Raw genomic sequence first — 20,631 nt, forward strand, 5'->3', positions numbered from 1 at the left:
CAAATCATCCCGTCGAGACGGCGTAACGACGGCTCCCGAGCAGGATGCTGGTCTTTTTCATCTGCGGCCCAAGCGGCCGGAGAGCCGACGCTCGACGCCCGTCTCGATGCGGAGCCGTTCATGGGGGGCGGCTGGACGGACGCCCGCGCGACGGGCGTGGGGGGCCATGGACCGGTTCGTGTCCAACTTCACCAACCGGCTCGACTCCAAGGGGAGGGTGTCGATCCCCGCGCCCTATCGCGCGACGCTCGCCCGCGACGGCTTCGAGGGGCTCTTCATCCATCCCTCGCTGGAGCTTCAGGCGATCGACGGCGGCGGCAACGCGCTGCTGCGGGAGATCGATCAACTGCTTGCGACGCTGACGCCCTATTCGGACGAACGGGACAGCCTTTCGACGGCCCTGCTCGGGGTCAGCGAGGTGCTCAAAATCGACGGCGAAGGCCGGATCGTGCTGAGCGAGAGCGCCAAGACCTATGCGGGCATCCGCGACCAGGTGACGTTCGTCGGCCAGGGCTCGAAATTCCAGATCTGGGAGCCGGAGCGTTTCCAGGCGCATCTGGCGGCTGCGCGCGAAACCCTGCGGGAGCTTCGCCGGCGCGCCTTCGCGCCTCAAGGGCTGGAGCGGACATGAGCCCGCCAAGCGGCGCCCGGCCGTCCTCCGACGCTCGGCATCAACCGGTCATGCTCGCGGAGGTGCTCGCCGCGCTCGCGCCCCGCGATGGCGAGATCTTTCTCGACGGCACGTTCGGGGCCGGCGGCTATTCGCGCGCCATCCTCGAGGCGGCCGACTGCCGCGTCGTCGCTCTCGACCGCGACCCCAACGCGGTCGCGGCGAGCTTCGACCTGGTCTCCCAATTTCACGGTCGGCTGACGGTCGTGGAGGAGCGGTTCGCCAACCTCTCGAGCGCCATCGACGACCTTGGGATCGCGGCGCTGGACGGCGTCGTGCTCGACGTCGGCGTTTCCTCGATGCAGCTCGACGAGGCCGAACGGGGCTTCTCGTTCCGGCTCGAGGGGCCGCTCGACATGCGGATGGGGGGCGACGGCCCGAGCGCGGCGGACCTCATCGCGACCCTGGAAGAAAAGGAGCTCGCCGCGCTCCTGAGGACGCTCGGGGAAGAGCGGCGGGCGAGCGCGATCTCGCGCGCGATCTGCGCCGAACGGGCCAAAGCGCCCATCGTCGACACGCTCCGGCTCGCCAGCATCGTGGAGCGCGTGATCGGCCGCTCCAGCGACGCCATCCATCCGGCGACGCGGACGTTTCAGGGGCTCCGGATCGCGGTCAATGACGAACTGCGCCAGCTCGCCGGCGCCCTGTTCGCCGCCGAGCGCCGCCTCAAGCCAGGCGGCCGGCTGGTCGTGGTCTCGTTCCATTCGCTCGAGGACCGCATCGTCAAACTGTTCCTGAACGACCGGACGCGGACCGCCTCGGGCGCCTCACGCCACCTTCCGGAAGCGCCGGTGCCGCCGGCGACCTTTGAGCCGCTGTCGCACGGCGCCGAGAAGCCGACCGACGAGGAAATCGCCCGCAATCCGCGCGCGCGCTCCGCGCGGCTCCGCTCCGCGGTGCGGACCAGCGCGCCCGCGCGCGGCGGCGACGCTCTCGCCTATGGCGTCCCGCGCCTGCCGATCGCGCGGCTGATGGGAGACGCGTCATGAAAATAGCACGCGTCCTCAACGTCATAGCGCTAGGCGCCTTGGTCGGGGCGGCGGTCACGGTTTACCGGATCAAATACGACGCGACGATGCATGCGGAGCATGCCGCGAAGCTGAGGCGCGAGATCGCGGCCGAGCGCGACGCGATCCAGACGCTCAAGGCCGAGTGGGCGTATCTCGCGCGGCCGGACCGGATCCAGGGCTTCGCCAAGCAGCATCTCGAACTCGCGCCGCTGGCCCGCGAGCAGACGGTCGTGCTGGCCTCGCTGCCGGACAGGCCGGCGCCGGTGGACGAAATCGGCAAGAAGCTCGAGGCGCTCGGCCTGATGGGCGAGGACGCCAGCATCGCGGTCGACACGCCCGCCGCGGCGAGCGTCCGCAAACCGCCTCCGCCGGCGAAGAAGACCACGATCGCGGTCAAGCCGGCGACCGAGCTCAAGGCGCCGGCGTCTCGTCCGGCGAACGCGCGGCCATCGACGCCGAAGACGAACGCGCCGATGAACCTCACGGACTTCCTGAAGAAGATGGGGCTTGCACGATGACCGGGCAGGAGGTTCTCGACGGAACGTTCCGCAACGGCGCGCTGCTCGGCGCGGCGCTCGGCCGCTTCACCCTCGCGACCGCCCGCCATCTGTGGAAATGGTCGGTGGCCGGCGTGCGGCTCGCCCGCCGCGTCATCCGTCTTCTGGTGGGATCAGGGGAGGGGCTCGGCCTCACCAGCGGCCGGCTGAGGATCGCTGCGATCGCCTTCGGGCTGGTCTATGTCGCGATCGTCGGCCGCCTGGTGCAGTACGCCGTCGCGCCGGGCGCCGAAACCGCCGCGGAAGTCGCGCAGACGGTGGCGGCGATCTCCCGCCCGGACATCGTCGACCGCAACGGCCTGGTGCTCGCGACCGACGTCAAGGTCGCCTCGCTCTACGCCGAGCCCAAGAACATCATCGACGTCGACGAGGCCGTCGACCTCCTGCGCCAGGCGCTGCCGGACCTCGACGAGAAGGAACTGCAGGCGAAGCTCTCGACCAAGCGCGGCTTCGTGTGGATCAAGCGCGAAATCTCGCCGCGCGAGCAGGTCGCGATCTTCCGTCTCGGAATTCCGGGCGTCGGCTTCGTCACCGAGAACAAGCGGGTCTACCCGAACGGCCCGGAAGTCTCCCACATTCTCGGCTTCGCCGACGTCGACAACAAGGGAATCGCCGGGATCGAGAAATATCTCGACACCAGCGGCAAGACCGCCGAAGCGGCCGCCGCCGCCGCCAAGGGCGGCCGTCTGCCGCCGGTGAGGCTGGCGCTCGACCTGAAGGTCCAGCACGCCGTCCGCGACGAACTCGTCGCCGGCATGACCAAGTTCAAGGCGATCGCCGCCTCCGCCGCCATCGCGGACGTGCGGACCGGCGAGATCATCTCGCTCGTCTCGCTGCCGGACTACGACCCCAACACGCCTTCCGACGCGCTCAAGCCGGACGCGATCAACCGCGTCAATGTCGGCGTGTTCGAGATGGGCTCGACCTTCAAGGCGCTGACGCTCGCCATGGGTCTCGACAGCGGCAAGGTCAATCTGATGAGCCGCTTCGACGCCCGCGCGCCGCTGCGCTACGGCCGGTTCCTGATCCACGACTTCCACGCCACGCACCGCATCCTGAACGTGCCCGAGATCTTCGTGCACTCCTCGAACATCGGCACCGCGCGGATCGCGCTCGCCCTTGGGATCGACGCGCACAAAGCCTTCCTCAAGAAGATGGGCCAGCTCGACCGCCTGAAGACCGAACTGCCGGAGAGTTCGCGGCCGATCTTCCCGTCGAAGTGGGGCGAACTGAACACCATCACCATCGCGTTCGGCCACGGCATCGCGATCGCGCCGATTCAGTCCGTCATGGCGGTGAGCGCGCTGGTCAATGGCGGCTATCTGGTGAAGCCGACCTTCCTCCACCGGACGGTCGAGGACGCGAAGGCGGCGTCGCCGCAGGTGATTCAGCCCAAGACCAGCGTCGAGATGCGCTATCTGATGAAGCTGAACGCCGAAAAAGGCTCGGCGAAAAAGGCCGACATCCCGGGCTATCGGGTCGGCGGCAAGACCGGCACCGCCGAGAAGGTGGTGAACGGGCGCTATTCGAAGACGAAGAACCTGACGGCCTTCACCGGCGTGTTCCCGATGGACGATCCGAAATACATGCTGCTGGTCGTGCTGGACGAGCCGAAGGCGCTGCCCGAGACGCACGGCTTCTCGACGTCCGGCTGGAACGCGGTCCCGGTCGGCGGCCACATGGTCGAGCGGGTCGCGCCGCTGCTCGGCGTGACCCCGGACTACAACGCGCCGAGCGCCACCGAACTGCTCGGAAACATCCCGGTCGGCACGGTGATCGGCGAGTGACGGCGACCACGCCGACGCTTGCCGAGCTGTTCCCGGAGGCGGGGCTCGACGCGGCCGTCGGGTCGCTTCCGGTTACCGGCCTTACGGCGGACAGCCGGGCGGTGAAGCCGGGCGAGGTGTTCGCCGCGCTCGCCGGCGCCAGGACGGACGGCGCGCGCTTCATCGAGGACGCGATAGCGGCCGGGGCGGTCGCGATTCTGTCGGAAGCGCCGGTGCGCGCGACCGTGCCGGTGGTGCTCGTCGCCGACGCCAGACTTGCCCTCGCCAAGGCGGCCGCGCGGCTCTACCCGCGCCAGCCAGCGACGATCGCCGCCGCCACGGGCACCAGCGGCAAGAGCTCGACCGTGACCTTCCTGCGGCAGATCTGGGCGCATGCCGGCCTGGAGGCCGCGAGCCTCGGCACGCTCGGCGTGACGAAGCCGTCCGGCGCGAGCTACGGCTCGCTGACCACGCCGGACCCGGTGTCGCTCCACCGTACGCTCGACGCCTTGGCCGGCGAGGGGGTCAGCCATCTCGCGATGGAGGCGTCGTCCCACGGCCTCGATCAAAAAAGGCTGGACGGCGTTAACCTTAACGCGGTCGGCTTCACTAATCTCTCACGCGACCACATGGATTATCATCCGACGGTCGAGCACTACCGGGACGCCAAGCTCCGGCTGTTCCGTGAACTGCTTCCGGAGGGCGGAGCAGCTGTCGTGTGGGCTGATTCCGCCGACGCCGGCGCCTTCATCGAAGCCGCGCGCGGCCGCGGCGCGCGGCTGCTCACGGTCGGGCGCCGGGGCGAGGCGATCCGGCTCGATGACGTCGCCCGGGACGAGCTCGCTCAGTCGCTGACGCTCACCCATGGCGGCGCGACCAGAAAGGTTCGGCTGCCGCTCGCGGGCGCTTTCCAGGTCGAGAATGCGCTCGTCGCGGCCGGTCTGGCGCTTGCGACCGGCGTCGCGCCCGACCTCGTCTTCGAGGCCCTCGCAGCGCTGCAGGGCGTGCCGGGCCGCCTAGAGCTCGTCGGGCAGTCGAACGGCGCGGCGATCTTTGTCGATTACGCGCACAAGCCTGACGCGCTCGCCGCGGCGCTCGCCGCGCTGCGGCCGTTTGCGGCCGGACGGCTGACCGTGGTGTTCGGAACCGGCGGCGACCGCGACGCCGGCAAGCGTCCGCTGATGGGCGAGATCGCAATCCGCGCGGCCGACCGCGTCATCATCACCGACGACAATCCGCGCAGCGAAGACCCCGCCGCGATCCGCGCCGCCATCCTGGCCGCCGCGCCGGGCGCGCAGGAGATCGGCGATCGGCGCCGCGCCATCGAGACGGCGGTCTCGGAGGCCGGACCAGGGGATGTCGTGCTGATCGCCGGCAAAGGTCACGAAACGGGCCAGATCGTGGGCGATCGGACGCTCCCGTTTTCGGATCACGAGGTCGTGCGGGCGACGCTCGCCAACAGGGGAGACGCCGCGTGAGCGCGCCCAGCAGTTTCGCCGAACCGCTTTGGTCGGCTTCCGAACTCGCGCTCGCGACCGGGGGGCGTCTCGCCGGCGCGCCGGCCGATGACATCGTCGGAATCTCGATCGACAGCCGCAGCGTCGCGCGCGGCGAGGCGTTCTTCGCCATCAAGGGCGACCGGCAGGACGGCCATGCCTTCGTGGCCGACGCCTTCGCGCGCAATGCCGCACTCGCCGTGGTGGATGAGGCGCACGCCGCCGAGTTCGCCTCCGCTGGGCCGCTGCTCGTGGTCGCGGACGTGCTCGACGCGCTGGTCGCCGCCGGCCTCGCCGCCCGCGCCCGGTCGCAGGCGAAGATCGTCGCGGTCACCGGCTCGGTCGGCAAGACCAGCACCAAGGAGGCGCTGCGGATCGCCCTCGGCGCGGAAGGCCCGACTCACGCCTCCGCCGCCTCCCACAACAATCATTGGGGCGTGCCGCTGACGCTCTCGCGTCTGCCGAAATCGGCCGCCTACGGCGTGTTCGAGATCGGCATGAACCATCCGGACGAGATCAGGCCGCTCACCCGGATGGTGCGCCCGCACGTCGCGATGGTGATGAATGTCGAGCCCGTGCATCTGGCGGCGTTCCCGAACGTCGAGGCCATCGCCGACGCCAAGGCCGAGATCTTCGAGGGGCTCGTTCCCGGCGGCCACGCCGTCATCAACCGCGACAGCCCGCATTTCGAGCGGCTCTGCGCCGCGGCGCGCGCCTGCGGCGCGGAGATCATGAGCTTCGGCGAGCACGTCACCGCGGACGCCCGGCTGGACCGTCTGGCGCTCAAGGAGACGAGCTCCTGCGTCGCCGCCACGATCCTTGGCGAGCCGGTCACCTTCAAGATCGGCGCCCCGGGCCGCCACCTCGTGCAGAACGCGCTCGGCGTGCTGCTCGCGGCGAAGCTCCTCGGCGCCGATCTCGCGCTTGCGGCGCTCGCGCTGGCCCGGTTCGCGCCGCCCGCCGGCCGCGGCAAGCGGCACGAGCTTGCGACCTCCGCCGGACCGCTGGTCGTCATCGACGAGAGCTACAACGCCAATCCGGCGTCCATGCGTGCGGCGCTCGCGCTGCTCGGCCACACGCCGGTCGGACCCTCCGGTCGGCGCATCGCGGCGCTCGGCGACATGCTGGAGCTTGGCGCGTCCGAGCAGGAGCTGCACGCCGGGGTCGCCGAGGCGGTCGCCGCGTCGAAGATCGATCTCGTCTACACGGCCGGGCCGCTGATGCGCGCGCTCCACGACGCGCTGCCCGCCCAGCGGCGTGGCGCCTGGGCCCCGACGGCCGCCGAGCTTGAACCCGTCCTGCTCCAGAACGTGCGCGGCGGTGACGCGGTCATGGTCAAGGGCTCCAACAGCTCGCGCATGGGCCCCCTGGTCGCTGCGCTCTGCGCCCGCTTCGCGCCCATCGCGGCCGACGAAACCGTCTCGGCCGAGTGATCCTATGCTGACCTTCCTCGCCGACCTCTCGGGCGTCGTCCCCGGGTTCAATATCTTCCGCTACATCACCTTCCGCACCGGCGGGGCGGTGATGACGGCGACGCTGTTCGTGTTCCTGTTCGGCCCCTGGATCATCGACCAGCTCCGCCTCAAGCAGGGCAAGGGCCAGCCGATCCGCGCCGATGGACCGCAGTCGCATCTGCTGAAGCGCGGCACGCCTACCATGGGCGGGCTGATGATCCTGTCGAGTCTGATCGTCACGACCCTGCTCTGGGGCAACCTCACGAACCCTTACGTCTGGATTGTGCTGTTCGTGACCATCGGTTTCGGCGCGATCGGCTTCTATGACGACTACCTCAAGGTCACGAAGCAGACGCACGCCGGCTATTCGGGCAAGATGCGGCTCGCGCTCGAGATCGGGATCGCGGTCGTCGCGGTCTATCTGATCGCGATCGCCGGCCAGCCGGCGTCGTTCCATTCGCACAACCTGCCATTCTTGGACCTCGGCTTCTCGACCTCGCTGGCCTTCCCGTTCCTGAAGAACTTCCTGCTCGATCTCGGCTGGCTGTTCCTCGCCTTCGGGGCGCTGGTGGTGGTCGGCGCCGGCAACGCGGTGAACCTGACCGACGGGCTCGATGGGCTCGCGATCGTCCCGGTGATGATCGCGGCGGCGAGCTTCGGCTTCATCGCCTATCTCGCCGGCAACGCGGTGTTCGCCGACTACCTCCAGATCCACTTCACGCAAGGAACCGGCGAACTCGCGGTGCTGTGCGGCGCGATGCTCGGCGCCGGCCTCGGCTTCCTCTGGTTCAACGCGCCGCCCGCGCAGATCTTCATGGGCGACACCGGCTCGCTCGCGCTCGGGGGCATGCTGGGCGCGGTCGCGGTCGCGACCAAGCACGAGATCGTGCTGGCGATCATCGGCGGTCTGTTCGTGCTCGAGGCGGTGTCGGTCATCGTCCAGGTCGCGTCCTTCAAGCTGACCGGCCGGCGCGTGTTCCGCATGGCGCCGATCCACCATCACTTCGAGCATCTCGGCTGGTCGGAGCCGCAGGTCGTCGTGCGTTTCTGGATCATCGCCGTCGTGCTCGCCCTGATCGGGCTCGCGACGCTCAAGCTGAGGTGAGGGGATGAGAAGCGAGGCTGAGACGGCGGCCGTTCTTCGAGGGGCGCCGCTGCGCGTCGTTCCGGAGAGCCAGGAACGCGACGGGTGGCGCGAACCTCACGCCGGCGAGCCGTTCGCAGGACGGCGCCCCGCGGCGCGAACCGCCGCGCCCAGCGAGCCGATCTTCCTCTGGATCAACCGCGCACGGCGACGCTCGTCGTGACGCCTGCAACATCGTTCAAGGGCAAGCCCGTCGCGGTGTTCGGCCTTGGCGGCTCGGGGCTTGCGACCGTGCGCAGCCTCGTCGCCGGCGGGGCGGAGGTCACGGCGTTCGACGATTCCGCCGCCAGCGTGGAAAAGGCGAGGGCGGAGGGCCTGCCCGTCGGCGATCTCCGCGAGGCCGACTTCGCGGCCTTCGACTCGCTGGTGCTGGCGCCAGGCGTTCCGCTGACGCATCCGAAGCCGCACTGGACGGTCGAGCGGGCTAACGCAGCGGGCGTCGAGATCATCGGCGACATCGAGATCTTCTGCCGGGAGCGCCGCGCGATCGCGCCCGGCGCGCCGTTCGTCGCCATCACGGGCACCAACGGCAAGTCGACCACCACGGCGCTGACGGCGCATCTGCTGCGCGCGGGCGGCTGGGACGTGCAGATGGGCGGCAATATCGGAGTCGCGATCCTCGATCTCGAGCCGCCGGCGCAGGGGCGGGTTCATGTCATCGAGTGCTCGTCCTATCAGATCGATCTCGCGCCCAGCCTCGACCCGACCGTGGGCGTCATGCTGAACCTCTCGGAGGATCACCTCGAGCGGCACGGAACGATGGAGAATTACGCCGCGATCAAGCGCCGGCTGGTCGCCAATTCCGGCACGGCCGTGATCGGGCAGGACGACGAATTCTCGCGGGCGATGTCGAGATCGCTTCAGCAGGACGGCGTAAAAGTCGTCCCTATCTCGGAAAACGACGCTCTGGACCTCGCCGGCGCCCGCGCCCTGCGCGGCGCGCACAACGTCCAGAACGCAAGCGCGGCGCTGGCCGCCGTTCGCGCGCTCGGAATGCCGGACGACGCCGCCCGCGCCGGACTGCTGACCTTTCCGGGCCTCGCGCACCGGATGGAGGAGATTCCCGGGCCGGGGCGCGCCGTCTTCATCAACGACTCCAAGGCCACCAACGCCGACAGCGCCGCAAAGGCGCTGGCCTCGTTCGAGCGCGTGTTCTGGATCCTGGGCGGCAAGCCCAAGACCGGCGGCATCGATGCGCTGGCGCCGTTCTTCCCGCGGGTCGTGCGCGCCTATCTGGTCGGCGAGGCCGCCGAGGCGTTCGGGCGCACGCTCGCCGCGCAGGGCGTGCCCCATGTCATGTCCGGAACCATCGACCGCGCGGTGGCCGACGCCACGGCCGACGCAGAGCGCTCGGCGGAGGCCGAACCGGTCGTGCTGTTCTCGCCGGCCTGCGCCTCGTTCGACCAGTTCCGCAATTTCGAGGAACGCGGCGAGGCCTTCCGCAAGGCCGTGCGGGCGCTCGCCGGCTGAGCGGTCGGACTTCATTAACGCTAACGAATGCATGCTCGCGGAGCGGCCGCCTCGACGGCGGCCGGGCCAATTCTCCCGGAGTGACGGTCGATGATCTCCCGCGCTGAACGCACCGTTTTTGGCGAATGGTGGTGGACGATCGACCGCGGCCTGCTGTTCGCGGTCGGCGCCCTGATGGTGCTCGGCGTCGTGCTGTCGCTGGCGGCGTCTCCGCCCGTCGCCGAGCGGATCGGCGTCGACATGTTCCACTTCGTCAATCGCCAGGCGCTGTTCCTGCCGCCGGCGATCGTGATCATGGTCGGCGTCTCGTTCCTGAGCCCGAGGCAGATCCGGCGGCTCGCGTGGATCACCTTCGGGATCGGGGTCGTTCTGCTCGCCGCCACGCTGTTCATCGGCACCGAGATCAAGGGCGCCCGGCGGTGGGTGAGCTTCGCCGGAATTGTCGTGCAGCCGTCGGAATTCGTGAAGCCGGCCTTCGTGGTGCTCGCCGCCTGGCTGTTCGCCGAGGGCTCGCAGCGCCGGGACGTGCCCGGCCATCTGCTGTCCACCGCTCTGCTCGGCTGCGTCCTCAGCCTGCTCGTGCTGCAGCCGGACCTCGGCCAGACGGTGCTGACGACGGTGGTCTGGAGCGCGCTCTTCTTCCTCGCCGGCCTGCCGTGGATCTGGGTGGTCGGTCTCGGCGGCGTCGGCGCCGCGGGCCTCGCCACGGCCTATGAACTGCTGCCCCACGTCGCGCGCCGCATCGACCGCTTCCTCGATCCCGAAACCGGCGACAATTTCCAGATCCAGAAGGCCACCGAGGCCTTCACCTCGGCCGGCTGGTTCGGCAAGGGGCCGGGCGAGGGCACCGTCAAGCGCATCATCCCGGACGGCCACACCGACTTCATCTTCGCGGTCACGGCCGAGGAGTTCGGGCTGCTGTTCTGCGTCGCGATCGTGGCGATCTACGCCTTCATCGTGATGCGCGGCCTGATGCACGCCCGCCGCGAGCAGGACGGCTTCGTGCGGCTCGCGATCGCCGGGCTCTCGATGCTGTTCGGCCTGCAGTCGGCGATCAATATGGCGGTCAACTTGCACATGATGCCCGCCAAGGGCATGACGCTGCCCTTCATCTCCTATGGCGGCTCCTCGATGTTCGCGCTCGCTCTCGGCATGGGCATGCTTCTCGGACTGACGCGACGCCGCCCGCGGGCGGACACGATCGCGGCCGAGATCGCGCGCCACGCCCGCCACCAGCACGCCACGCCGGCCGGAGCGCCGGCGTGAGCGGCGACGGGCCCATCCTGCTTTCGGCGGGCGGCACGGGCGGGCACCTGTTCCCGGCCGAGGCGCTCGCGGTGGAGCTCGCGCGCCGTGGCGCGGCCGTCGAACTGATCACCGACGAGCGCGCGCTCGCTTATGCGGGGCATTTTCCGGCGCGCGCGGTGCATGCCGCGCCCGCCGATACGCTCAGAGGCCGCGGCGCGGGCGCCTATGCGAAGCTCGGCCTGACGCTCGGACGCGGCGTGCTGCAGTGCCTCGGCATCCTGCGCCGCGTGAAGCCGGCCGCCGTCGTCGGCTTTGGCGGCTACCCGACGTTCCCGCCGCTGGTCGCGGCGCGCCTGCTCGGCATCCCGGTTGTCCTTCATGAGCAGAACGCCGTGATGGGCCGCGCGAACCGGATGCTGGCCCGGCTCGCGACCGCGATCGGCACGGGCTTCCCGACCGTCGCGCAGCTTCCCGCGGGACTGGCCACCACGCATGTCGGCAATCCGGTGCGGCCGCAGGTGCTGGCGGCGCGCGAGGTGAGCTATCAGGCGGCGACGGAAGGGCAGCCGATCCGCCTCCTGGTGTTCGGCGGCAGCCAGGGCGCGCGCGTGATGTCCGAAGTCGTCCCCGCAGCCGTGCGGCTGCTGCCGTCCGACCTCAGAGGCCGGCTGCACGTGATCCAGCAGGCGCGGCCCGAGGACATCGACAGCGCGCGCAAGGCCTATGCGGAAGCCGGGGTGTCGGCGGAGCTCGCCTCCTTCTTCGACGACATGCCCGCGCGCATGGCGCTCGCCCATCTGGTCATCGCCCGCGCCGGCGCCTCGACGGTGGCCGAGCTCGCCGTGATCGGCCGCCCTTCCATCCTGGTGCCGCTGCCGCATGCGCTAGACAACGACCAGCTCGCCAACGCCAATGCGCTCGCGCTCGCCGGCGGCGCGGTGGTGACGCCGCAGGACCGTTTCACGCCGCAGTCGCTCTCCGAGGAGCTCGGCGTGCGGCTGGTCGACCCGGAAGGACTTGCGGCGGCGGCCGAGGCGGCCAAGCGCGTCGGCGCGCCCGACGCAGCCGCGCGCCTCGCCGATGTGGTATTGGCGGCGGCGAATCGCCGGCTCGCCCCCTATCCCGGGGCCGCCGCTCCCGTGCTCTAGGGTTCCCGTGTCTTCATGAAACTGCCCCGCGATATCGGCCCCGTCCACTTCATCGGCATCGGCGGCATCGGCATGTCCGGCATCGCCGAGGTGCTGGCCAACCACGGTTACAAGGTGCAAGGCACGGACGCCGCCGAGGGCGCCAATGTGAAGCGCCTGCGCGAGCGGGGGATCGAGGTCACGATCGGCCATGCGGCCGAGAATCTCGGCGACGCCGAGGTCGTGGTCGTCTCCTCGGCGATCAAGCGCGACAATCCCGAGCTTGCGGCGGCGCGCGAAAGGCGTCTGCCGGTGGTGCGGCGCGCCGAAATGCTGGCGGAGCTGATGCGGCTCAAGACCTGCGTCGCGATCGCCGGCACCCATGGCAAAACCACTACCACCTCGCTGGTCGCGACCCTGCTCGACGCCGGCGGCCTCGACCCCACCGTGATCAATGGCGGCATCATCAACGCCTACGGCACCAACGCCCGCATGGGCGAGGGCGACTGGATGGTGGTCGAGGCCGACGAGAGCGACGGCACCTTCCTGAAGCTGCCGACCGACGTCGCCGTCGTGACCAACATCGATCCGGAGCATCTCGACCATTTCGGAACCTTCGACGCCATCAAGGCGGCGTTCCGCTCCTTCGTGGAGAACGTGCCGTTCTACGGCTTCGCGGTGATGTGCCTCGACCACCCGACGGTCCAGGACATGGTCGGGCTGATCGAGGACCGCCGGGTGGTCACCTATGGCGAGAACCCCCAGGCCGACGTGCGGCTGCTCGACCTCGACCTGCGCGGCGGGACCTGCCGGTTCCGCGTCGTGGTGCGCGACCGCAAGACCGGCCGCGAGACGTCGCTCGACGGCCTGGAGCTGCCGATGGCCGGCCACCACAACGCGCTCAACGCGACCGCTGCGATCACGGTGGCTCATGAGCTCGGAATTTCGGCGGAACAGATCCGCGCCGGCCTCGCGAGGTTCGGCGGCGTCAAGCGGCGCTTCACGCGCGTCGGCGAATGGAACGGCGTCACGATCTTCGACGATTACGGGCATCATCCCGTGGAGATCAGCGCGGTGCTGAAGGCCGCCCGCGCCTCCACCGAGGGGCGTGTCGTGGCTGTCGTCCAGCCGCACCGCTATTCGCGCCTGCATGCGCTGTTCGACGGCTTCTCGAGCTGCTTCAACGACGCCGACACGGTCATCGTGGCCGATGTCTACCCCGCGGGAGAGCAGCCGATTCCCGGCGCCGACAAGGATGGGCTCGTGGCGGGCCTTCGCGCGCGGGGACACCGCCACGTTGTTCCGCTCGAGGGTCCGCAAGCGCTGGCGGGCGTGGTGGCGGGCATCGCGCGGCCTGGCGACTACGTCGTGCTGCTCGGCGCCGGGACCAGCACCAACTGGGCGGCGGCGCTGCCGGAGGAGCTCGCGGCGCTCGGTCCGCAGGCGGCGGCGTGAGCGCGCTTGTCGAGAGACTTGGCGGTCTCACGCCGGAGCTGCGCGGCAAGCTCGTCGCCGGCCAGCGCCTCGCCGACCTCGCCTGGTTCCGCGTGGGCGGCCCCGCCGAGGCGCTGTTCTCGCCTGCCGACGAGGACGACCTCGGCTACTTCCTGAAACGTCTGCCGCAGGACGTCCCGGTCTATCCGATCGGCCTCGGTTCGAATCTGCTGGTGCGCGACGGCGGCATGCCGGGCGTGGTGGTCCGACTCGGCAAGGCGTTCGCGGGCATCGCGCCCGAAGCGGACGCCGGTCTCAGGGTAGGCGCTGCGGCCGCCGACAAGCGGGTCGCGATCGCGGCGCTGGAGGCGGGGATCGGCGGCTTCGCGTTCTACCACGGCATTCCGGGCTCGATCGGCGGCGCGCTCAGGATGAACGCCGGCGCACACGGGACGGAGACCAGCGACCGCGTCGTCGAGGTCTACGGCGTCGACCGCTCCGGCGCGCGCCGCACCTTTTCGAATGCCGAGATGGGCTACGCCTATCGCGCCTCCGCCGCGCCGCAGGACGTGATCTTCACTGGGGCGCTGATGCAGGGCTATGCGGAGGCGCAGGAGACCATCCGCGCCGAGATGGACGCCGTCGCCGAGCACCGCGAGACCAAGCAGCCGATCAAGAGCCGCACCGGCGGCTCGACCTTCAAGAACCCGCCGGGCCATTCCGCCTGGAAGCTGATCGACGCCGCCGGCTGCCGCGGCCTCGCCGTGGGGGGCGCGCAGGTTTCGGAGATGCACTGCAACTTCCTCATCAATGTCGGCGGCGCGACGGGCGCCGACATCGAGGCGCTGGGCGAGGAGGTGCGGCGCCGGGTGAAGGACCACTCCGGCGTGGAATTGGAATGGGAAATCAAGCGGATAGGGGTGGCGGCCTGACATAGGCCTTCAGCTCGCGCAGAGCCGGAGCCGTCTGCCTGCTCGGGCGTGACTCCCGTCCTCCTCCCGGCTCGACCGGGGCGTCCGCCTCAAGCGTCGCGCCTGACGTCCGACGTGGATGGTCCGGTAAGGCCGAACCAGACGGGCCATAATGAAAGCGACCCCGGGTCTGTGCGGCTGTCGCCGCTTCGGCCGGGATGACGACACGAACATCCGGGGAAACGCCGATCATGTCCAAGCACGTCGCCGTCCTGATGGGCGGCCTCTCCTCGGAGCGCCAGGTCTCGCTCTGGTCCGGAGCCGCCTGCGCCAACGCATTGGAGGCGGAAGGCTATCGCGTCACGCGGATCGACGTCGGCCGCGATCTGCCCGAGATGCTGCTGCGGGTGAAGCCGGATGTCTGCTTCAACGCGCTGCATGGCCGCTTCGGCGAAGACGGCACCGTGCAGGGGCTGCTGGAGGTGATGGGCATCCCCTACACCCACTCCGGCGTGCTGGCCTCGTCGCTCGCGATGCACAAGGAGCGCGCCAAGATCGTCATGGCCGCGGCCGGCGTGCCTGTGCCGGAGGGGCGGGTGGTCACGCGAACAGAAGCGGCCGCCGCTCATGTGCTCGAACCGCCATACGTCCTGAAGCCGGTGGATGGCGGTTCGTCGGTCGGGGTGCTGATCGTTAACGAGGATCATGGCCACCCGCCGCAGGAGCTGACGCGCGACGACTGGGGCCACGGGGAAACCCTGCTGGCCGAAAAATTCATTGCGGGCAAGGAACTTACCTGCGCCGTGCTGAACGGCGAGGCGCTCGATGTCATCGAGATTCTGCCGTCCGTCGGCTTCTACGATTTCGAGGCGAAGTACGCGAAGGGCGGCTCTCGGCACGTTCTTCCGGCCCAAATTTCACCCTTTGTTTACCAAGAGGCCCGAAGACTGGCTGTCGCGGCGCACCACGCCCTCGGGTGCCGCGGGGTCAGCAGGGCCGATTTCCGTTTCGACGACCGCGACGGCGGAAGCGGCGAACTTGTCTGCCTCGAAGTGAACACGCAGCCCGGCATGACGGAGACGTCGCTCGTGCCGGAACTCGCCGCTTATGTCGGCATGGGGTTTGGTGAGCTCGTTCGATGGCTAGTGGAGGACGCCTCCTTAGATCGCTAGACGAACCTCTTGCCCCGCTCGGCTACGGCCGTCCGGCGCAGAGCCGGCCCCGGCTGGTCTACAAAACCGATCCCAACATGCGCGCGGCCCACGAGCCCGGCCGCCGCTCGCGGCCGGACCTCGATGACGTCGACGAGGTGATCGGCGCGAGCCGCTGGTCCAACGTCCGCTTCAAGTTCGAGCGGCTCGTCCGCAAGCGCCGGCTCGGCGTCGCGCTCACCCTCGGCTTCTACGCCGGCACCGGCCTGCTCGGCATGGTCGAGGGCGGCCACTGGCCGACCGTGCGCTACGAGCTCGAGAATCTCCACATCACCACCGCGAACGCGCTCGGTTTCCGCGTGGTCGCGGTGCAGACGGAAGGGCAACTCGCCCTGACCGACGACGAGGTTCTGCTCGCGCTCGGCGTGAAGGACGACACCGCGCTGCCCTTCATGGACGTCAAGGCGGCGCGCGAGAGGCTGCTGGCCAACCCGCTGGTCGCCGACGCCACCGTCCGCAAGCTCTACCCCGATCGCGTCACCGTCCACCTGGTCGAGCGCAAGCCGTTCGCGCTGTGGCAGCACGACGGCAAGGTTCAGATTCTCGCCGCGGACGGCACGGCGATCGACGAGTTCCGCGACAGCCGCTTCGCGCATCTGCCGCTGGTCGTCGGGCCAGGCGCGAACGACAGGGCGCAGGCGCTTCTCGCTGCCCTCGACCTCGCTCCGAAGATCAAGGAGCAGACCTACGCGGCCGTGCTGGTCGCCGAGCGGCGCTGGAATCTGCGGCTGCGCTCGGGCGTCGAGGTGAAGCTGCCCGAAACGGACTTCTCCGCCGCGCTGGCGCGCCTGGAGACAATGCAGGAGCGTCAGAACCTGTTCGGCAAGTGGATCACAGTGGTCGACCTTCGTTCGCCGGAGCGCACGGTCGTGCAGCTCGCGCCGGAGGCGGCTTCCATCATGGCCGAGGCCGACAAGGCCGCCGCCAAGGCGCGTAAGAAGGCGGGCCAGACATGAGCGGCGCCTTTCCCTACGGCGTGGTGCCGAAGATGCGTCCCCTGCCGGCTCGGCGCGCGGTGGTGGTGTCCGTGCTCGACGTCGGCACCTCCAAGATCGCTTGTCTGGTCGCGCGCCTGAGGCCGGTCGAGGCCGGCGACGCGCTGCCCGACCGCACCCATACGGTTGAGCTGATCGGCGTCGGGCACCAGCGCTCCCGCGGCGTCAAGGGCGGCCAGGTGGTCGACATGGACGCCGCCGAGCAGGCGATCCGACTCGCGGTCGACGCCGCGGAGCGGATGGCGGGCGTGCAGATCGAGAGCGTGATCGTGTCGGTGTCGGCCGGACGGCTCGCTTCCGAGACCTTCCACGCCGAGGTTCCGGCTTCCGGCCGTCCGATCGAGGACCGCGACATCCGCCGCGTGCTGCAGGCCGGCTGCGTCCACACGGTGCGGCCAAACCGCGCCGTGGTGCATTCGATCCCGACGGGATTTGCGCTCGACGCCACCCGCGGCGTGCGCGATCCGCGCGGCATGGTCGGGCAGAATCTCGGCGTCGACATGCACATCGTTACCGCCGAGGCCGCCCCGCTCCGCAACCTGATGCTCTGCGTCGAGCGCTCGCACCTCAACGTCGAGACGATGGTGGCGGCGCCTTACGCCTCCGGCCTCGCTTCGCTCGTGGACGACGAGAGCGAGATGGGCGTGACGCTCGTCGACATGGGCGGCGGCACGACCTCGGTCGCAGTCTTCAAGGGCGGCAATTTCGTGCATTCCGACGCGGTCGCGCTCGGCGGCCACCACGTCACCCTCGACCTGGCGCGCGGCCTCTCGACCTCGATCGACGAGGCGGAGCGGCTAAAGACCCTGCACGCCAGCGTATTCCCCTCGCTGACCGACGAGCGCGAGCAGATCGCCGTGACGCCGGTCGGCGAGAACGAGCTCGACGCCACGACCTATCTGCCGAAGTCGATGATCGTGAAGATCGTCAAGCCGCGGGTCGAAGAGATCCTGGAGCTGGTCCGGGACCGGCTGAAGGCTTCCGGCTATGCGGCCGAGGCGCGCCGCGTGGTGCTGACGGGTGGCGCCTGCCAGCTCACCGGCCTGCCGGAACTCGCGCGCCGCATTCTCGATCGTCCGGTCCGGATCGGGCGGCCGCTCGGGGCGCGCGGGCTCCCCGAGGCGGCGAAGGGTCCAGCTTTCGCGGCCCCTGTAGGGCTTCTGGTGTTCCCGCAGGTCGCGGGGCTCGAGCATGTCGATCCGCGGCGCATGAGGCGCGGCGGCCCGTCTCAGAAGAACACGTACATGCACCGCGTCGGGCGGTGGCTGAAAGAGAGTTTCTGACCGGCGGCGCGGCGGCCGACGGTCGGATGGGGCGAGCGCGCCCCCCGAACGCCGAAACTGAAATGGCAATCGCCGGGATGGCGCGAGAACCTTAGAGGCATGCGATGACGATCAACCTGAAGATGCCGGACATCCGGGAGCTCAAGCCGCGGATCACCGTGTTCGGCGTCGGCGGCGCCGGCGGCAACGCGGTCAACAACATGATCGAGGCCGGGCTCGCCGGCGTCGACTTCGTCGTCGCGAACACCGACGCGCAGGCGCTGACGCTTTCCAAGGCCGAGCGCATCGTCCAGATGGGCGTGCAGGTGACCGAGGGCCTCGGCGCCGGCTCGCAGCCGGAAGTCGGCCGCGCGGCCGCCGAAGAGGTCATCGACGAGCTCCGCGACCATCTCTCCGGCGCCCACATGGCGTTCATCACCGCCGGCATGGGCGGCGGCACCGGCACGGGCGCCGCGCCCGTGGTGGCCCGCGCCGCGCGTGAAGCCGGCATCCTGACCGTCGGCGTCGTCACCAAGCCGTTCCACTTCGAAGGCCAGCGCCGGATGAAGACGGCGGAGGCCGGCATCGAGGAGCTGCAGAAGGCGGTCGACACCCTCATCGTCATCCCGAACCAGAACCTGTTCCGGGTCGCGAACGAGCGCACCACCTTCGCCGACGCCTTCGCGATGGCCGACCAGGTGCTCTACTCGGGCGTCGCCTGCATCACCGACCTGATGGTCAAGGAAGGCCTCATCAACCTCGACTTCGCCGACGTCCGCGCGATCATGCGCGAGATGGGCAAGGCCATGATGGGCACCGGCGAAGCCTCCGGCGACAAGCGCGCCGTCCAGGCCGCTGAAGCCGCGATCGCCAACCCGCTGCTCGACGACGTCTCGATGAAGGGCGCCCGCGGCCTGCTGATCTCGATCACCGGCGGCAACGACCTCACCCTCTACGAAGTCGACGAGGCGGCGACCCGCATCCGCGAGGAGGTCGACTCCGAGGCCAACATCATCCTCGGCGCGACCTTCGACGAGAGCCTCGACGGCATCATCCGCGTCTCGGTGGTTGCGACCGGCATCGACCATATCCTCGAGGCCGGCATGCCGAGCCCGGCCGAGCAGCGCATCGCCGAGCTCTCCAACCGCTTCAAGCAGACCCAGCCGACCGCGACCCGCTCGCCGGAGCCGCAGCCGCTGCCGCAGTTCCGCGCCTCGTCGCCGCAGGCGGCCGAGCACGCCATGGAGGCTCCCGCCGAGGAGAATCACTATGACGCGCAGGTCGTCGCGGCCATCGAGGACGTGACGATCCGGGCCGCCGCCCCGCGCGCTCCGATCGCCGAGCAGCCGATGCAGGCCGCGCCGGCCATGGAAGAGCACGAGGATCACGAGCAGCCTTTCATCCCGCCGCACGCCGAGCGCGCGCCGTCGCGGATGCCCCGCATGCCGCGCATCGAGGATCTCCCGATGCCGGTGCAGGCGCAGGTGCGCGCCGCGAGCCGCGAGCAGGCCGAGTCCGGCGCTCCGGACCGCAAGCGCATGACGCTGCTGCAGCGTCTCGCGAATGGCTTGAGCCGGCATCAGGACGAAGAGCCGGCGGGGCATTATCAGGCGCCCCAGCAGGTCGCCCCGCAGGCTCCGCGCCCGCAGGCTCCGCACCCGGACATGGCCCGTCGGCCTCAGGCTCCGGCGCACCGCCACGCGCAGGGGCAGTTTGACGCGCAGGGCCGGGCCCCGGCCCAGCAGCCGCGCGGCCTCGAGGACGACCAGCTCGAGATCCCGGCCTTCCTGCGGCGTCAGGCGAACTGACGTCTGACCGCTACGACAGCAGCGGGCGCCGGTCCGGAACAGGACCGGCGCCCGCGCGCCTTCACGGCCATGAAACCGACGCGTGACGGCCGGCAGGCCGATCGGCTATAGACATCCGCGTCGGCGGATGTTTCGTGCGCCGATGGTCGGCGCGGCCGATCGGGGGACTTCAGTCCGTTCTAGCGTTCAAGAGGCTCGCGAATGGTCGTGCGTACGCCTTCAAATCGAGCCGCCGCAGGCGCTCTTCGATTCGCCCTGGCGATCGCAGTCGCGCTGCCGATGGCGGGCTGCTCGATGTTCGACAAGAAGGAGGACGTCGCGCCCGACGAGCCGGCCGACAAGCTCTACAATGAGGGCCTCTCGGGCGTGAACACCGGCGACTATGCCGCCGCGAGCAAGAAATTCGCCGAGGTCGACCGCCAGCATCCCTATACCGACTGGGGCCGCAAGGCCGTGCTGATGACGACCTACGCCAATTATCGCGCGGGCAAGTATGACGACGCGGTGATCAGCGGCAGCCGCTACGTGCAGCTTCATCCGACCAGCCCGGACGCGGCCTACGCGCAGTATCTGGTCGCGATGTCCTATTACAATCAGGTCCCGGACATCTCCCGCGACCAGGAGCGCACCCGCAAGGCGGTCGACGCCTTCGAGGAGCTCGTGCGGCGCTGGCCGACCAGCGAATACGCCGAGACCGCCCGCAACCGCATCATGGTCGCGCGCGACCAGCTTGCCGGCAAGGAGATGCAGGTCGGGCGATTCTATCTCTCCCGGCGTGACTACACGGGCGCGATCAACCGCTTCCGCGTGGTCGTCAGCCAGTACCAGAAGACCCGGCACGTCGAAGAGGCGCTGCACCGGCTCGTCGAGGCCTATATGGCGCTCGGCATCACCGGCGAAGCGCAGACCGCCGCTGCGATCCTGGGTCACAATTACCCCGACAGCGAGTGGTACAAGGCGAGCTTCCAGCTGATCACGTCGGGCGGCCTCAAGCCGCAAGAGAACACCGACTCGTGGATCAGCAAGGCGTTCCGCGGCGTCGTCGGCTAGGCGCCACTCAAACCCGCC

General features: G+C 69.8%; 17 protein-coding genes. All 17 read left to right on the top strand.

Translation table 11 applies throughout. The annotated features are described in order from the left end of the window. Positions 1-166 precede the first annotated feature (166 nt). The 17 genes from VM780_RS07300 to VM780_RS07380 all read left to right on the top strand — a co-directional run bounded on the left by VM780_RS07300 (position 167) and on the right by VM780_RS07380 (position 20,613). The gene (locus VM780_RS07300) at positions 167-631 is read left to right on the top strand and encodes a division/cell wall cluster transcriptional repressor MraZ (RefSeq protein WP_325446607.1); all 465 of its coding nucleotides are present in this window, start codon (positions 167-169) and stop codon (positions 629-631) included. Continuing rightward, positions 628-1,659 (top strand): 16S rRNA (cytosine(1402)-N(4))-methyltransferase RsmH, encoded by a 1,032-nt coding sequence (gene rsmH, locus VM780_RS07305; protein ID WP_325446608.1) that lies wholly within the window; start codon positions 628-630, stop codon positions 1,657-1,659. Before VM780_RS07300 ends, rsmH begins: the two co-directional genes overlap by 4 nt. Further along, positions 1,656-2,198: a cell division protein FtsL gene (gene ftsL / locus VM780_RS07310; protein ID WP_325446609.1), complete on the top strand. Its 543-nt coding sequence runs from the start codon at positions 1,656-1,658 to the stop codon at positions 2,196-2,198. Before rsmH ends, ftsL begins: the two co-directional genes overlap by 4 nt. Next, positions 2,195-4,024, top strand: coding sequence for a penicillin-binding protein 2 (locus VM780_RS07315; RefSeq protein WP_325446610.1), 1,830 nt, complete (start codon positions 2,195-2,197; stop codon positions 4,022-4,024). The genes ftsL and VM780_RS07315 overlap by 4 nt, the downstream gene beginning before the upstream one ends. After that, the gene (locus tag VM780_RS07320) at positions 4,021-5,481 is read left to right on the top strand and encodes a UDP-N-acetylmuramoyl-L-alanyl-D-glutamate--2,6-diaminopimelate ligase (RefSeq protein WP_414652800.1); all 1,461 of its coding nucleotides are present in this window, start codon (positions 4,021-4,023) and stop codon (positions 5,479-5,481) included. Before VM780_RS07315 ends, VM780_RS07320 begins: the two co-directional genes overlap by 4 nt. Beyond that, complete coding sequence (locus VM780_RS07325) at positions 5,478-6,932, top strand: UDP-N-acetylmuramoylalanyl-D-glutamyl-2,6-diaminopimelate--D-alanyl-D-alanine ligase (protein ID WP_325446611.1); 1,455 nt, start codon at positions 5,478-5,480, stop codon at positions 6,930-6,932. The genes VM780_RS07320 and VM780_RS07325 overlap by 4 nt, the downstream gene beginning before the upstream one ends. A 4-nt stretch (positions 6,933-6,936) precedes the next feature. Continuing rightward, on the top strand, positions 6,937-8,058 hold the full coding sequence (gene mraY, locus VM780_RS07330; protein ID WP_325446612.1) for a phospho-N-acetylmuramoyl-pentapeptide-transferase: 1,122 nt from the start codon (positions 6,937-6,939) through the stop codon (positions 8,056-8,058). A 198-nt stretch (positions 8,059-8,256) separates the two neighbouring features. Continuing rightward, positions 8,257-9,567, top strand: coding sequence for a UDP-N-acetylmuramoyl-L-alanine--D-glutamate ligase (gene murD, locus VM780_RS07335; protein ID WP_325446613.1), 1,311 nt, complete (start codon positions 8,257-8,259; stop codon positions 9,565-9,567). Positions 9,568-9,657: 90 nt separating this feature from the next. Next, positions 9,658-10,833 (top strand): putative lipid II flippase FtsW, encoded by a 1,176-nt coding sequence (gene ftsW, locus VM780_RS07340; protein WP_325446614.1) that lies wholly within the window; start codon positions 9,658-9,660, stop codon positions 10,831-10,833. Then, on the top strand, positions 10,830-11,963 hold the full coding sequence (murG, locus tag VM780_RS07345; RefSeq protein ID WP_325446615.1) for an undecaprenyldiphospho-muramoylpentapeptide beta-N-acetylglucosaminyltransferase: 1,134 nt from the start codon (positions 10,830-10,832) through the stop codon (positions 11,961-11,963). Before ftsW ends, murG begins: the two co-directional genes overlap by 4 nt. A gap of 15 nt (positions 11,964-11,978) precedes the next feature. Next, positions 11,979-13,397 (top strand): UDP-N-acetylmuramate--L-alanine ligase, encoded by a 1,419-nt coding sequence (gene murC, locus VM780_RS07350; protein ID WP_325446616.1) that lies wholly within the window; start codon positions 11,979-11,981, stop codon positions 13,395-13,397. Next, the gene (gene murB, locus VM780_RS07355; protein ID WP_325446617.1) at positions 13,394-14,308 is read left to right on the top strand and encodes a UDP-N-acetylmuramate dehydrogenase; all 915 of its coding nucleotides are present in this window, start codon (positions 13,394-13,396) and stop codon (positions 14,306-14,308) included. The genes murC and murB overlap by 4 nt, the downstream gene beginning before the upstream one ends. Positions 14,309-14,538: 230 nt before the next feature. Then, on the top strand, positions 14,539-15,459 hold the full coding sequence (locus VM780_RS07360; RefSeq protein ID WP_325446618.1) for a D-alanine--D-alanine ligase: 921 nt from the start codon (positions 14,539-14,541) through the stop codon (positions 15,457-15,459). 77 nt (positions 15,460-15,536) lie between these two features. Continuing rightward, positions 15,537-16,454 (top strand): cell division protein FtsQ/DivIB, encoded by a 918-nt coding sequence (locus VM780_RS07365; RefSeq protein WP_325446619.1) that lies wholly within the window; start codon positions 15,537-15,539, stop codon positions 16,452-16,454. Beyond that, positions 16,451-17,776 carry a cell division protein FtsA gene (ftsA, locus tag VM780_RS07370; RefSeq protein WP_325446620.1) on the top strand — a complete coding sequence of 442 codons (1,326 nt, stop codon included), beginning with the start codon at positions 16,451-16,453 and terminating at the stop codon, positions 17,774-17,776. The genes VM780_RS07365 and ftsA overlap by 4 nt, the downstream gene beginning before the upstream one ends. 104 nt (positions 17,777-17,880) lie before the next feature. Further along, complete coding sequence (gene ftsZ, locus VM780_RS07375; protein ID WP_325446621.1) at positions 17,881-19,563, top strand: cell division protein FtsZ; 1,683 nt, start codon at positions 17,881-17,883, stop codon at positions 19,561-19,563. A gap of 201 nt (positions 19,564-19,764) precedes the next feature. Next, on the top strand, positions 19,765-20,613 hold the full coding sequence (locus VM780_RS07380) for an outer membrane protein assembly factor BamD (protein WP_325446622.1): 849 nt from the start codon (positions 19,765-19,767) through the stop codon (positions 20,611-20,613). Positions 20,614-20,631 lie beyond the last annotated feature (18 nt).

The organism is Hansschlegelia sp. (assembly GCF_035538955.1).
Classification (GTDB): domain Bacteria; phylum Pseudomonadota; class Alphaproteobacteria; order Rhizobiales; family Methylopilaceae; genus Methylopila.

Coding starts and splice junctions, on each gene's coding strand:
- mraY (WP_325446612.1), top strand. CDS start 6,937: ATGCTGACCTTCCTCGCCGACCTCTCGGGCGTCGTCCCCGGGTTCAAT.
- rsmH (WP_325446608.1), top strand. CDS start 628: ATGAGCCCGCCAAGCGGCGCCCGGCCGTCCTCCGACGCTCGGCATCAA.
- murC (WP_325446616.1), top strand. CDS start 11,979: ATGAAACTGCCCCGCGATATCGGCCCCGTCCACTTCATCGGCATCGGC.
- VM780_RS07360 (WP_325446618.1), top strand. CDS start 14,539: ATGTCCAAGCACGTCGCCGTCCTGATGGGCGGCCTCTCCTCGGAGCGC.
- VM780_RS07380 (WP_325446622.1), top strand. CDS start 19,765: ATGGTCGTGCGTACGCCTTCAAATCGAGCCGCCGCAGGCGCTCTTCGA.
- ftsW (WP_325446614.1), top strand. CDS start 9,658: ATGATCTCCCGCGCTGAACGCACCGTTTTTGGCGAATGGTGGTGGACG.
- ftsZ (WP_325446621.1), top strand. CDS start 17,881: ATGACGATCAACCTGAAGATGCCGGACATCCGGGAGCTCAAGCCGCGG.
- ftsL (WP_325446609.1), top strand. CDS start 1,656: ATGAAAATAGCACGCGTCCTCAACGTCATAGCGCTAGGCGCCTTGGTC.
- ftsA (WP_325446620.1), top strand. CDS start 16,451: ATGAGCGGCGCCTTTCCCTACGGCGTGGTGCCGAAGATGCGTCCCCTG.
- VM780_RS07365 (WP_325446619.1), top strand. CDS start 15,537: ATGCGCGCGGCCCACGAGCCCGGCCGCCGCTCGCGGCCGGACCTCGAT.
- VM780_RS07315 (WP_325446610.1), top strand. CDS start 2,195: ATGACCGGGCAGGAGGTTCTCGACGGAACGTTCCGCAACGGCGCGCTG.
- VM780_RS07300 (WP_325446607.1), top strand. CDS start 167: ATGGACCGGTTCGTGTCCAACTTCACCAACCGGCTCGACTCCAAGGGG.